Consider the following 12087-nt stretch of genomic DNA (forward strand, 5'->3'; position numbering starts at 1 on the left):
CGCGCGCCTGACACACGTGCGCCTGCCCGACGACTAGCCTTTACCCGAAGGTCGACCGGCAGGTACCCCGGCCGATGAGAGTGCGCGCGGGCCGGCGGCGGAGTGAGGTGAGATGCGTTCGGTTGAGGATCATCTGTCGTTGGTGACGGCCGCGGCGGTCGCCCCGCGCCCGGTGCGTGTGGCGATCTCCGAGGCCCAGGGTTTGATGTGCGCCGAAGAGGTCGTCACCGAACACCCCATGCCCGGCTTCGACCAGGCCGCCGTCGACGGATACGCGGTACGTGCGGTCGACGTGGCACTCGCCGGGGTGCCCGCACCCGAGGATCTCGACGAGTTCGACGCCGGCGGTGCCGACCTCGTCGATCTCGAGGCGAACGAACCGATGATCGTGTCGTTGCCGGTGGTCGGGGAGGTCTCACCCGGTGCCCGCACCCCGACCCGTCTGCAACCGCGGCAGGCGGTGCGCGTCGAAACCGGTGCTCCCATGCCCACTCTCGCCGACGCGGTGGTGCCGCTGCGGTGGACCGACGGCGGGGAGTCGAAGGTCAAGGTGGGCCACGGCGTCGAGAGTGGCGACTATGTGCGACGCGTCGGCGACGACGTACAGCCCGGTGACGTCGCCGTCCGTGCCGGGTCGATCATCGGGTCGGCGCAGGTGGGTCTGCTCGCCGCCGTCGGGCATGCGCGCGTCATGGTGCATCCGCGTCCGCGACTGTCGGTGATCTCCATCGGCTCCGAACTCGTCGACATCGACCGCACTCCCGGACCCGGCCAGATCTACGACGTCAACAGCTACGCCCTCGCCGCGGCCGCCCGCGACGCCGGCGCCGACGTCAACCGAGTCGGCATCGCCGAACGCGACAGCTCGCGCATGCGGGAAGTCGTTGAAGCGCAACTCATCCGGTCGGAGATCGTGGTGATCTGCGGTGCGATCGGCGGACAGGCGGGCGGCGCGGTCGTCGATGCCCTCAGCGATCTCGGAGACCTCGAGATCGTGCGCGTGGCCATGCACCCCGGCTCGGTCCAGGGCTTCGGCCGGCTCGGCCGCGACGAGGTACCCACCTTCTTGCTGCCGTCCAATCCGGTCAGCGCCCTGGTCTCGTTCGAGGTGATGGTGCGTCCGCTGATCCGCATCGCGCTGGGTAAACGGCAACCGATGCGCCGGGTCATCAAGGCACGCACCATCGGCCCGATCGCGTCGGTCAAGGGCCGCAAGGGATATCTGCGCGGACAGCTGATGCGTGACGAACGCTCCGGTGAATACCTCGTGCAGGTGCTCGGGGCGTCGCCGACCGGATCGAGTCATCTGCTCGCCGAACTCGCCGAGGCCAACTGCCTGATCATCGTGGACTCCGACGTCGAGGAACTCGGGATCGGCGACGAGGTGGAGGTCGCCTTCCTCGCCCAACGCGGCTGACACCGACGAGTCGGCGCGCGTACCGGTTACCTCCGCGCCGGGCGATGGTCACCGCATAGACTCCCAGATGTGTTCAGGTGGCTGAGTGGCGAACCCGTCAGTCCGGGGTGGCCCGCGACGCTGGGACCTCTGGGGACCAGGGCGGGTGCGGTGACGATACGGCCGGTGAAGTTGCGAGACGCCAAGGACTGGAGCGAGTTGCGCATCCGCAACCAGAACTCGCTGATGCCGTGGGAACCGACGGGTGTCGGATCGTGGGCGTCGCGTCATCAGGTCTCGTCCTGGCCACCGCTGTTCGCGGTGCTGAAATCCGAGGCCAAGCGAGGGACGTTGTTGCCGTTCGTGATCGAACTCGACGGCGTCTACATCGGCCAGCTCACCGTTGGCAACATCCAACGCGGCGCGGTGCGTACCGCTTGGATCGGCTACTGGATCGACGCCGGCCACGCCGGACAGGGCATCACCACCGCGGCCGTCGCGCTCGGCGTCGACCACTGCTTCGGTCCGGTCGGTCTGCACCGGCTCGACGCGACCGTCCAACCGGACAACGTTGCCTCCCAAGCGGTGTTGAGCAAGATCGGGTTCCGACGCGAGGGGCTGCTCGAGCGGTACATGGACGTCAACAAACGCTGGCGTGATCATTTCCTCTATGCCCTCACCGCCGAGGAGATCACCGGTAGCGCCACCGAAACCCTCGTGCGGTCGGGGCGGGCGGCGTTTCTGTAGCCGATTTGCCGCTGGCCTGGGTCGACGGGCACCGGTCAGCCACCGAAGAACTCAGCCACCGAAGAACACCGCCAGAGCCTGTGCTGACTCAGCGGCCGAGCTGATGTTCCCGGCGCAGACCACTCCGGTGGTCAGCGCGACGACCGTCAACGCGGCGGCACAGGCGAGCGGCCGTGTCCGGGCGCCGCGGCGTGCAACCGCCGCGGCACGAAGAGCGACGCCGGTCGCGCCGAGAACACCGACGGTGAGCACGCCGGCGATCACCGCGAATACCGTGTGGTACCGGGCGAAGTCGTCGACGAGAACCTGCAGGGGTGCAGTGAAGCTGCCGTCGACGGATGCCATGAGTTCGGTGCGCGCCTGACTCGCGATGGCGAGGGTCGTCGGGTCACCGCTGCCGGAGAGGAAGGGCAGTAGCGAGGACAACGGTGCGATCGCGCCCTGGATGTTCGCTGCCACGATGACGAGAGCGATCGCGGCGACGGCAGCAGCCGGTAGCGCCCGCAAGGGTCGGCGGCGCGTGGGCTCGCTCGTTCCCCGGTAGAGGGCGATGGTCAGTCGACATGCGACGACGAGTAACGCCAGGCCGATCACGGATTTCGCGATGTGAAAGCGCCGCCAGTCGTCGACAAGAGCCGTCAGATCAACGGGTGGTGTGCTCGACCCGCTCTTCCAGAAATGGGCGAACGCCGAGCCAAAGGCCGTGGCCATGCCGTCGGGACCGGGACCGGTGAGCAACCAGGGCGCGAGCATCGTCGCCGCAGCGAGCGCGACGGTCAGCACGCCGAGGGCGACGATCCGGGCGGTATTGGTCGTTGGAGTCGGGTGGTGGCGATGAGTGTGCATGACGGGCAATGACTTTCGTTCGGTGATCGCGGACCGCACCATGGTGGACCTATCGGCCGGTGCGGCACATCAGCAGTGGGAACGATGTGTGGGTCCTCCGCGCGGACGAGTTCGGAACCGTTCGCGAGGAGGACGCCTCCTGCGGACTCGGGGTCTACAGTTGGCTCCGATGCCGACCCAGATTGCCGAGACCGCGCGTCGCTGGCGCGCGTGGTGGATGACCGACGCCGCTCCGGGTGCCGCGGCATCCAACGGCTCGCTTGCCACGCGCATCGGCCGGTGGTTACGGATCGGTGCGACGTCGCCGGCGGCGTCGGCGATCGTTCCCTTCGCGGTTGTGCTGGCCTGTGCCGCAATCCAATTGAGTCAGCGCGGCGGCCCGACTGCTGCTCATCCGGGGGCCGCGCTGCTCGTGAGTGTGCTGCTGGCGCTCCCGCTGTTGGTGCGGCGTCGTCTTCCGGTGACGGTGTTCGCGGTGCTCGCGCTCGTCGCTTTCGTGCAATGGGCCCTCGACCTTCGGCTGGTGGCCGACATCGCTCTGCTGATCGCTGTGTATACGGTGGCGGCGGCGTATCCGGCGCGCACGGCCTGGGCCGCGGCCGCCGTCGTCGAGGTGGGGGCGGTGTTGGCGGTGCTGCGTTGGCAGGCGAGTGGTGACCGCGTCGAATCCCTTGTGCTGTTGACCGGGCCGTTGATCGCCGCGGTGTGCGCCGGGATCGCGGTGCGTAACCGCCGCAATGCGATCCTGGCCGCCGCCGACGGTGCCCGACGACGCGAGCATGAACGGCATCAGACCGAACTGCTCACGGCCGCGCACCACCGGCAGCAGATCGCTCGGGAGATGCATGACGTGGTGGCACATGGTCTCTCGGTGATGGTCACGCTGACCGAGGGGGCGCTGGCCACCGGGGATCGCGACCCCGCCGCCACGCAGGACGCGATGAGGCGCGTTGCCGACACCGGGCGCGAGGCGCTCGACGACATGCGCGACCTCGTCCGGGTCCTGCGCGCCGATGAGCTGCCGCGCCGACCACAACCCGGTGTCGACGACGTCGAGACCCTGGTGGATGAGTGTCGGCGCACCGGAGTCGACATCGAATTCATCGTCGCGGGAACCGCGACCGATGTATCCGCGCCCGAGGGACTGACCGTGTATCGCATCGTGCAAGAAGCCCTGACGAACGTGCGAAAACACGCTGACGCGAGCACGGTTCGCGTGAACCTGGTCTATCGCGACGACGCGATCGACGTCGAGGTCGTCGACGACGGGCGCAGCTCCGGGGGCTCAGCCGAGCCGGGGTTCGGACTGACCGGGATTGCCGAGCGTGCGGCATTCCACGGCGGTCGCACGGAGTCCGGACCCCTGGTAGGCGGTGGTTGGCGGGTCTGGGCGTGCATCCCGGCACGATGCGTCGCGGCAGGCGCCGACCGATGACGATTCGGGTGGCCATCGTCGACGACCAGGAACTCGTCCGGCTCGGGCTGCGGATGGTCCTACAGGCCGCCGACGGCATCGAGGTGGTGGGGGAGGCCGCCGACGGCGACGAGGCCGCGGCGCTCGCGGAGTCGTGCGCTCCCGACGTGATCCTGATGGATGTGCGGATGCCCCGGATGAACGGTGTCGAGGCGACCCGGCAGGTGGTGGCCCACCGTCCATCGGTGCGGGTGCTGGTGTTGACGACCTTCGACGTCGACGAGTACGCCTTCGACGCCATCCGCGCAGGAGCGGCCGGGTTCTTGCTGAAAGACGTGCGTGGCGCGGAGTTGGTCGATGCGGTCGTGGCCGTCGCCCGAGGTGACGCGGTGATGTCCCCGCGTATCACCCGAGCCCTGGTCGATGCGTACGCCGCGACTCCGCCCGCACGCACCGCACCCGACCCGGTTCCCGTCGATGACCTGACCGAACGCGAACGGCAGGTGGTCGTCGCCGTGGCTCGTGGACTGTCGAATCGAGAGATCGCGTCGGAGTTGTTCGTCTCCGAGACGACGGTGAAGTCGCACGTGGCCAACATTCTCGCCAAGCTCAACCTACGCAACAGGATTCACGTGGTGATCTACGCCTACGAGCGTGACCTGGTGCGACGCGTTGGATGAGCAGACGGCGTCGGGTTCCGTAGCATCGGGCCATGACGCAGCTGGAGATCATCGTCCGCGGCAACGCCGACGGGAAATACGCGCCCGAGCGGGCAGTGGTGCACCTTCGGGTGGCAGTGTCGGGGAGTGAACGGGAAGCGGTGTACCGCGACGCGATCGAGGTGCATGCGCGTCTGATCGCGACGCTCGACGAACTGGCCGGTACCGACGCTGTGGCGATGTGGTCGAGCGACACCGTGCATGTCTACTCCCATCGGCCCTATGACGCGAAGGGTAAGCTGCGAGACCTCGTGTACTCCACCAACATCGGCGTCGACATCGAATTCGCCGACGTCGATGCGCTGGGCGGGTTCATCGACGTGTGGGCGCAGGAATCCGGGGTCGATATCGCCGGCGTGCGGGGGGCGCTCACCCCGGAGAGTCGTCGTCGGCACGAGGCGGAGTTGCGTCGCGCGGCCGTCGAGGACGCCGTACTCAAGGCGCAGGCCTACGCTGATGCGGTCGGGCGCGGACCGGTCACCCCGACCCAGCTCGCCGACCCGGAGATGCTCGACGCCCACCAGCCGATGCCTCGGGCGCTGCTGGCTGCCGGCGCGCCCCCCGGTGACGGCGGCTCGCCGTCCCTCGACCTGCGATCCCGCGACATCGAGTTGGCGGTGACCGTCGACGCGCGCTTCATCGCCGAATGACGGTGCGCGTCCGCTGAGAAGTGCATGTGAACTGGACTGATTCGGGTGTGCCCCGGCGCGTCTGCGCAGGATGCGGCGCGTCCGCACCTAGATTGTGAAGTGGCCCGGTGTAACCAGAGTGAAGAAAGGGAGAGCCATGCCGAACTCCGTCCTGTGGATCTGCCTCGTTGCGGTGTGGCTCTTCGTGTTGGTGCCGATGGTGATCAAGGGTCGCCCGCAGACCAAGAAGACCACCGAGGTCGCCAAGGCGACCCGTCTCCTCCATCGTGGTGGCACCCGAACCCGCAGCACCCGGCGGCGGCGCGCGGCCGGTGCACACCCGCACGATCCGAGCTACGTCGCCGAACGCACGACCGCTCGTCGCTCGGCGACCGCGGTTCTCGACGCCGAGGACGACGACACCGTGAATGACGACACCGTGGGTGGCGACGCCGAAGACCGGACTGCAGAATCGGTTTCGTCGGTTCACTCCGACGCCGACGAGGTGCTCACCGGTGACGTCGAGACCGACGAAGTCGACGACACCGAGGACACGGTTGCCGAGAAGGTCACCATCACTCGTGTCGAGGTCGATGTCGTCGAGGTCGAGGTGGATCTGCTCGACGAGGACGACGACGCCGAACTCGACGACGAGTCGCAGTACGAGGACGCCGAACTCGAGGACGAGTACGACGATGACGAGAACGCCGAGTACGACGATGACTACGACGAAGACGACGAGTATGACGACGAAGGCGCCGAGTACGAGGACGACCTCGACGGTGACTACGAGGATTCCGAATACGACGAGTATGACGATGACGATGAGGACTACGACGACGAAGTAGATCTCGAAGACGAGGTCGACGAAGAACTCGAAGGTCTCCGGAAGCGTCGCGAGGCAACACCTGTCCCAGTGAAGGACTCGGATCCGGAGGTCAAGCAGGACAGGAAGTCTCGTCGTCGGAGCGCGTACACGATCGATGCGACCGGCGACGCGTTGCGCTACAAGGAGCGCCAGCGGGTGACCCTGGCGCTTGCGGCAATGGTCATTGCGGCCATTGTCTGCGGTGTGCTGTTCGGCCAATACGGCTGGATCGCCACCGGGCTGACGGGTGTGCTGTTCGTCGGATACCTGTTCTACTTGCGGCGAACCGTCAAGGCAGAGCAGCAGATTCGGGCCCAGCGCATCGCCCGCGCACGTCGCGCCGCGAAGGCCGACGCGGAGCGTGAGCGGCGCGAGATGCAAACACCTGAGTTCGCTGCCGCCCCACCGCCGCCGCGGCTACGTCGTCCCGGTGGTGCGGTGGTCCTCGAGATCGACGACGAGGACCCGGTGTTCGATCACCTGCCGCCGTTCCAGCGGCGTCGCGTCATGCGCGAGGACGAGGACTTCCGGCAGGCCGCGGCCGGCTGACATCCAGCGACTCCGGGTGCGCGACAATCCATTCGCGTCCCGATCGGACGGCGCGGCACAGCGCCAGCCGTTCCCCGATGTAGAGCGACGGCGCTCCCAGCAGCGGAACCCACGACAGTGTCGAGAACGGTCGGGGCGGCTGGGGGCGCCTACTCATCTGTGCGTCGACCTTGCGCAGGATCTGCGCGATGTCCCACAGCAGACGCAAGGCCGATCGCTTCGAGGTTGCGTTCTCCGGGCCGACCGGTGTCACCGATGCCGGGAGAGCGTCGTCGGGGAGATCGCGGTCGCACAGCACTGACGCGAGCAGGCGGATCTGCCACGCGCGGTCGGTGACGCCGTACTCGCGGGCGATCGCGACGAGGACCGTGGCCTGATTGGCAAAGCCCAGCGGAGTTGCCAGGGGCAACACCTTGGCCCACGCGCCCAGCGCGCCGGGATAGGCCACGGCGATCGTGTTGACGGTGCCGAGCCGACTGATCCACCAGTCGGCGCGATCCTTCATCGACAGCTCCGTCCAGCCCTTGGTGCCCGGCCAGTCGGCGACGTCGAGCGCCTTGGCGACGGTGTGCTGGACCGCGGCGATCCCGGAATGGTCGCCCTCGTCGAAGGTGTGTGCCTTCAGTCCCAGCGGGTCCCGCTCGGCCAGAACGTCAAGGAGCGGATCGATCACCGCGATCGCTGCGTCCAACGCTCTTGCCAACTGCTCATTCGTCATCTCGGCCACGAGGTGCAGGGTAGCGGCACGAGGTCACGACATGGTGTGACCTGGCGTTTGTGAGGTGCGCGGGCGGTGCTGCTAGAGTGTCAACGGTCGGTTTCCGGACCGGCACGGGGCTATGGCGCAGTTGGTAGCGCGACTCGTTCGCATCGAGTAGGTCAGGGGTTCGATTCCCCTTAGCTCCACCATTTGTTCCGCACTCAAAACGTCGTCCTCAGAGATGCGAAGTGCGGGCTTACTCAAACAAGACGCATCAACAGCGGCCGGTCCTCCTTCGGGAGGGCCGGTTTGCGTTTGGTCGGCGGTGGTGTCGGCCATCCATTCTCTCTGGACCTTCATCAGGCCGTCGAACGCGTCGGTGAGTTCGTGACTCGTGACTTCGTCGTCGTCGATGTAGAGCCGTGTGAAGATGGCCTGGTTGAGTTGTCGGCGGACCTCGTCGGAGGTTGCCGTGTACAGCGCTCGAGGGTTGGCGAGGACGTCGAGGCATGCACGGATGTGACGGGCACCTGCTTCGAGGTCGACGTCTTGCTCGCTCTGGCGAGTCAGAAGTTCGTCCCGTTGTTGTTGAAGCTTGGTGATGCGCTGGCGAACGATCTTGGTCGCCAGGTCGCCCTCGGCGGCGAGATCGACGAGGTTCGCCTCCTTGGCGTCGATCGCGGCGAGTTGAGTCTTGAGCTGGCGGGCGAGGAGCCGCTTGGTCTGCGTGGTGTCGGCGAGGACTCTCTCGATCTGACCGCGCATCGACTCAATGAATTCCGGAGCGAACTGCACGATGTTGTAGTGACGTTCGACGGCTTCTTCAATCCGGTCAGTGCTGGTGAACGGAGCGTCGCACGTGTGGTCCTGGATGCCCATGCAGAAGTAGTAGAAGTACTCGGTGCCGTTGCTGCCGACTGCTCGGTGCAGCACCATGCGCCGCCGGACGCCGCGTTGCTTGTAGCACCGTCCGCAGTAGAGTGTGCCCTTCAGTAGGTGATGGTGGATGCGGCGGCGCTCACCCGATGCGCGCCGCGATTCGAGGAGCCGCTGAACAGCGTCGAATGTGTCCTGATCGACGATGGCCTCATGTCGTCCCCGATACTGCTCCCCTTTGTACGTCGCGACGCCGACGTAGTACGGGTTCCGCAAGATTCTCGAGAACGCCTTGCCTGGGATCGGTTTGGACGGTTGTTTGGCTGTCCGTCGCGTCATAAGGCCGCGCTGTTCGCAGTCTTTGGCGAGTTCCTCGACGGTGACATCGCCTTCGGCATACTTCTCGAAGGCGTAGCGGATGAGCGGTGCTCGCTCGGGATCAATGGCGACGGTGCGGATTTCTCGGCCCTCGGTGCGGTCGATCACGTTGAGATACCCAACGGGTGCTCGCCCCAGCGTTCCGCCCTTCCTTGCCTTCTCACCCATTTTGTAGGCGATGTCGGCGCCGTCTTCTCGGGAGCGGTATTCGTTGAAGGCGGCGAGGATGCCGTGCATGAGTTGCCCGACGGGGGTGTCGTCGATTTGCTCGGTGGCCGAAATCAGTGTGACCCCTCGTTTCTGGAGGTCGGCCATGACGACGGCGTCGTCGATGCGGTTGCGGGCGAACCTTGAGAGCTTGTACACGATGACGAAGTCGACGTCTTTGTCCTGGCGGATGCGGGCGAGCATCTCCTGGAACTTGATCCGTTTGGTGATCTCGGTAGCCGATCGTCCCGGTTCGACATATTCACCGACGATAGTGAGGCCGAGCTGGTCTACCTTGCGGACGCAGGCGACGCGTTGGGCGGGGATGGAGATGCCTTCGGGGTCGTAGTCGGTGTTGACTTGTCCGCTGGAGGACACGCGCAGGTAGACGACCGCACGGGTGCCAGGCGGTGCGGTGAGGCCGGCGATGGCGTCCGAATCTGCTGGGTCGTCCTGAAGGTCCTCCACGGGTGTTTCGGCCTCGTAGACGGCAGCACGGCGTTCGGTGGTGGGCAGGTAAGCGCTAGGCATCGAGTGGTTCCTTTTCAGTGGTCACCGCGCGCTCCCGTGGTCGTTTGCGGAAGTAGTTGCGCTGGCAGGTGATGCGTGGTCACGCCGTAGTGCTCAAGCAGTGGTGCCAGGAGGGTTAGCAGTGCTGGATTTGTCGGTGTCGCGTCCCCGTCTGCTATGTAGCAGTGCTGGATTTCGCCGGCGTGAGCCAGTCGGAGGAGGTCTGCGACTCCTGGTGGGATCGCTCCAGTGGCGGACTGCCCCACATCGACGAGGTCGATGAAATGTGGTGAATCGTGCCGGGCGGCTATCTCGGCATGGAGCAGCTCGAGCTGCGTGGAAAGCTCTTGTTGCGCAGTGGCCGGGTTGCTGGCGATGCTTCGCGCATAGCACGCGATGGGGAGCGCGCCCTTCTTACTCTGGTCTCGTGTGTCTGTCATTTCTCACCTCCGTTTCTCGTATTATGTTGCAGGACAACGTATTACTGTCCGATCTGTCTGGATTATAACTCTCTTCGCCGCTTCTGCCGATACCTCATTCGATGCGGAATTTACCTCACTCGCAACGGATTTCGTGGTGTCAGTCGAAGACGTGGTAACGCCCGGCGTCCGGGATGACGTCCCAGGAGTTGATGATGTGCTGGATGAGTGCGGTCTCGTCGAAGCGGACGTAGTCGCGGCAGCCGTGCTCGTCGGCCACGGCGTAGATGGCGGTTTCCCAGTCGTCGAGGGGGCTCATGCCGCGCACTACGGCCTCAGCGTCGGGAAAGCCGCCGCGGTAGATCGCGGCGAAATCCACGAGACGCTGGTCGGTGTCGCCGGGCTCAGGCATGTCCGGGCGGATGTGCGTGAGGTAGACGTGCAGGCCATCGCCGTCGGTCGGCAGTTGTTCGGACAGTGCGGGGTCGGCATGGGCGTGGTGCAGCAGCAGCCAGCACGCCCAGCGCGGCAGTGGATCAGGCAGGTCACCGCCGTCGAGCTGGTGCAGGAGCTCTTCGCGAAGCTGTGGTGCCCCTTCGGCGCCGAGAAGGATGAAACGCAGGAGCTGGTCCTGGCACGCCGGCGCGGTCAGGTCGTGCATTGCGGCGGCGATGGCTCGAGCGATCTCGTGGTCGATCGACCGGCACTCCCTGATGGCCTCGCCGATGTGGCGATCGACCAGGGCGCGCAGCCGTGCTTCGCTGTCGAGCACTGGTGGTTCCTGCTCCTCGGTGGAATCGCTGCCGTGGCGATCGTCAGGGTGCTCGTGGCTGCGGGGGTGTTCGGGTGGCATGGGCTTGGGTTCCTCCTTTCTGAGGTGGTGATGGTTATGGGTGTGGTGGGTCGGTGGTGACGACGCCAGGTAGCGGGACAGTCTGGGGGCCAAGGGTTTCGGCGGTCACGATGTCTATGAAGGCATCCGGTAGGCAGTAGCGGAAGACGTCGGTGGGTAGTGTGAGTCTGCTGGTGAGCCGGGTTAGTTGTCGGAGACGGTCGGTGGTGGGTGCGACCCACAGAACGGTGGGAAACAGGTCGTGTGCGGCTTGGTAGGCGCCGGAGCGGTAGTACGCGGCGTAGGTGTCAAGTTTGCGGTCGAGGTGCGGTGTGTGTTCTGTGGCTCGGTCCAGCTCGATGAACCAGTGGTGTTCGAAGTCGTCGCCGGCGGTGACCGCCCGCAGATCGGGGCGCAGCCAGACGGGCGCGCCGTGGGCGCCGAGGAAGCGTTGCCAGGCGCGGCGTTCGGCGTGGAGCTCGGTCACTTCGATCTGTCCGGTCCGTTGAGTTTCGCGTAGGCGCACACCGAGTTCGGCGGCCTCGAGCGTGTGCGCGACGAATGTCGTCGTGGGTTCGGTAAAGCGGCGTCGGTGACCACCACCGTGTATCGCCCGTAGTAGCCGTTCGCCGGTGGCGGCGAGTTGCCAGGTCATGGCGGCTGAGCCTTGCCGGACGCCGCCGATGCGCCTGGTCAGGTGGGCAATCAGGCCGAGGTCGGCCAGGCGGGAGAGCACGCGGGTGCAGGCGCGGGTACCTGCCGAGGTGGTGCGGTGGCCGTCGGCGAAGTGCAGCCTCTGGATCTGTCGGGTGGTCAGGAGCCGGAAGTTCTCGAGGTCGTGCAGGATGGCCAGGTCCCGGTCGGACAGCTTGTCTTTCAGCTCGGAGAGCCGCCGCATCATGGTGGTGGCCTCCGCCTGCCGTCGTGGCGGGTGCCGGGCGAGCCCAGATCGGCCGGTGCGTGACCGCTGGAGCAGCGGTCAGTTCCATCCCGGATA

Annotated in this window: 11 protein-coding genes, 1 tRNA gene and 1 pseudogene; 8 read left to right on the forward strand and 5 right to left on the reverse strand. The window is 66.4% G+C overall.

Annotation, left to right across the window (positions count from 1 at the left end):
• Positions 1–112: 112 nt before the first annotated feature.
• Both glp and GOPIP_RS22415 read left to right on the forward strand, forming a co-directional pair.
• The gene (gene glp, locus GOPIP_RS22410) at positions 113–1417 is read left to right on the forward strand and encodes a molybdotransferase-like divisome protein Glp (protein WP_006372103.1); all 1305 of its coding nucleotides are present in this window, start codon (positions 113–115) and stop codon (positions 1415–1417) included.
• Positions 1418–1486: 69 nt separating this feature from the next.
• Positions 1487–2143 carry a GNAT family N-acetyltransferase gene (locus GOPIP_RS22415; RefSeq protein ID WP_014359199.1) on the forward strand — a complete coding sequence of 219 codons (657 nt, stop codon included), beginning with the start codon at positions 1487–1489 and terminating at the stop codon, positions 2141–2143.
• Positions 2144–2194: 51 nt separating this feature from the next.
• On the opposite strand, the gene GOPIP_RS22420 is transcribed toward GOPIP_RS22415, so the two are convergent.
• On the reverse strand, positions 2195–2989 hold the full coding sequence (locus GOPIP_RS22420; RefSeq protein WP_210738850.1) for a hypothetical protein: 795 nt from the start codon (positions 2987–2989) through the stop codon (positions 2195–2197).
• 169 nt (positions 2990–3158) lie between these two features.
• Between GOPIP_RS22420 and GOPIP_RS22425 the strand changes: the two genes are divergently transcribed.
• The 4 genes from GOPIP_RS22425 (at position 3159) to sepX (ending at position 7168) form a co-directional block, all read left to right on the forward strand.
• Entirely contained in the window at positions 3159–4424 is a 1266-nt protein-coding gene (locus tag GOPIP_RS22425) for a sensor histidine kinase (protein WP_006372106.1), read from the forward strand.
• Positions 4421–5083, forward strand: coding sequence for a response regulator (locus GOPIP_RS22430; protein WP_006372107.1), 663 nt, complete (start codon positions 4421–4423; stop codon positions 5081–5083). The genes GOPIP_RS22425 and GOPIP_RS22430 overlap by 4 nt, the downstream gene beginning before the upstream one ends.
• Before the next feature lie 32 nt (positions 5084–5115).
• Positions 5116–5772, forward strand: coding sequence for an SIMPL domain-containing protein (locus GOPIP_RS22435; RefSeq protein WP_006372108.1), 657 nt, complete (start codon positions 5116–5118; stop codon positions 5770–5772).
• A gap of 136 nt (positions 5773–5908) precedes the next feature.
• Positions 5909–7168, forward strand: coding sequence for a divisome protein SepX/GlpR (gene sepX / locus GOPIP_RS29195; protein ID WP_006372109.1), 1260 nt, complete (start codon positions 5909–5911; stop codon positions 7166–7168).
• Here the strand turns inward: sepX and GOPIP_RS22445 are convergent.
• On the reverse strand, positions 7125–7895 hold the full coding sequence (locus GOPIP_RS22445) for a hypothetical protein (RefSeq protein WP_006372110.1): 771 nt from the start codon (positions 7893–7895) through the stop codon (positions 7125–7127). The genes sepX and GOPIP_RS22445 overlap by 44 nt on opposite strands.
• A 106-nt stretch (positions 7896–8001) precedes the next feature.
• Here GOPIP_RS22445 and GOPIP_RS22450 point away from each other — a divergent pair.
• Both GOPIP_RS22450 and GOPIP_RS29575 read left to right on the forward strand, forming a co-directional pair.
• Positions 8002–8077 (forward strand) — tRNA-Ala (locus GOPIP_RS22450).
• 100 nt (positions 8078–8177) lie between these two features.
• Complete coding sequence (locus GOPIP_RS29575) at positions 8178–8864, forward strand: hypothetical protein (protein ID WP_244421204.1); 687 nt, start codon at positions 8178–8180, stop codon at positions 8862–8864.
• 96 nt (positions 8865–8960) lie between these two features.
• On the opposite strand, the pseudogene GOPIP_RS29940 reads toward GOPIP_RS29575, so the two are convergent.
• From GOPIP_RS29940 to GOPIP_RS22475, 3 genes and pseudogenes are all read right to left on the reverse strand, one after another.
• Positions 8961–9860 (reverse strand): annotated as a pseudogene (locus tag GOPIP_RS29940) (recombinase family protein); the annotation flags it as partial.
• A 558-nt stretch (positions 9861–10418) separates the two neighbouring features.
• Positions 10419–11111 (reverse strand): hypothetical protein, encoded by a 693-nt coding sequence (locus GOPIP_RS22465; protein WP_006372113.1) that lies wholly within the window; start codon positions 11109–11111, stop codon positions 10419–10421.
• 34 nt (positions 11112–11145) lie between these two features.
• Complete coding sequence (locus tag GOPIP_RS22475) at positions 11146–11991, reverse strand: replication-relaxation family protein (RefSeq protein WP_006372114.1); 846 nt, start codon at positions 11989–11991, stop codon at positions 11146–11148.
• Positions 11992–12087: the final 96 nt, after the last annotated feature.

The organism is Gordonia polyisoprenivorans NBRC 16320 = JCM 10675 (assembly GCF_000241325.1).
In the GTDB taxonomy this organism is placed as follows: Bacteria; Actinomycetota; Actinomycetes; order Mycobacteriales; family Mycobacteriaceae; genus Gordonia; species Gordonia polyisoprenivorans.

What these genes read in the sequence shown, in the direction of transcription:
- GOPIP_RS22475 (WP_006372114.1), bottom strand. Translation starts at nt 11,991, where the DNA reads ATGATGCGGCGGCTCTCCGAGCTGAAAGACAAGCTGTCCGACCGGGAC.
- GOPIP_RS22425 (WP_006372106.1), top strand. Translation starts at nt 3,159, where the DNA reads ATGCCGACCCAGATTGCCGAGACCGCGCGTCGCTGGCGCGCGTGGTGG.
- GOPIP_RS22465 (WP_006372113.1), bottom strand. Translation starts at nt 11,111, where the DNA reads ATGCCACCCGAACACCCCCGCAGCCACGAGCACCCTGACGATCGCCAC.
- sepX (WP_006372109.1), top strand. Translation starts at nt 5,909, where the DNA reads ATGCCGAACTCCGTCCTGTGGATCTGCCTCGTTGCGGTGTGGCTCTTC.
- GOPIP_RS22420 (WP_210738850.1), bottom strand. Translation starts at nt 2,989, where the DNA reads ATGCACACTCATCGCCACCACCCGACTCCAACGACCAATACCGCCCGG.
- GOPIP_RS22430 (WP_006372107.1), top strand. Translation starts at nt 4,421, where the DNA reads ATGACGATTCGGGTGGCCATCGTCGACGACCAGGAACTCGTCCGGCTC.
- glp (WP_006372103.1), top strand. Translation starts at nt 113, where the DNA reads ATGCGTTCGGTTGAGGATCATCTGTCGTTGGTGACGGCCGCGGCGGTC.
- GOPIP_RS22435 (WP_006372108.1), top strand. Translation starts at nt 5,116, where the DNA reads ATGACGCAGCTGGAGATCATCGTCCGCGGCAACGCCGACGGGAAATAC.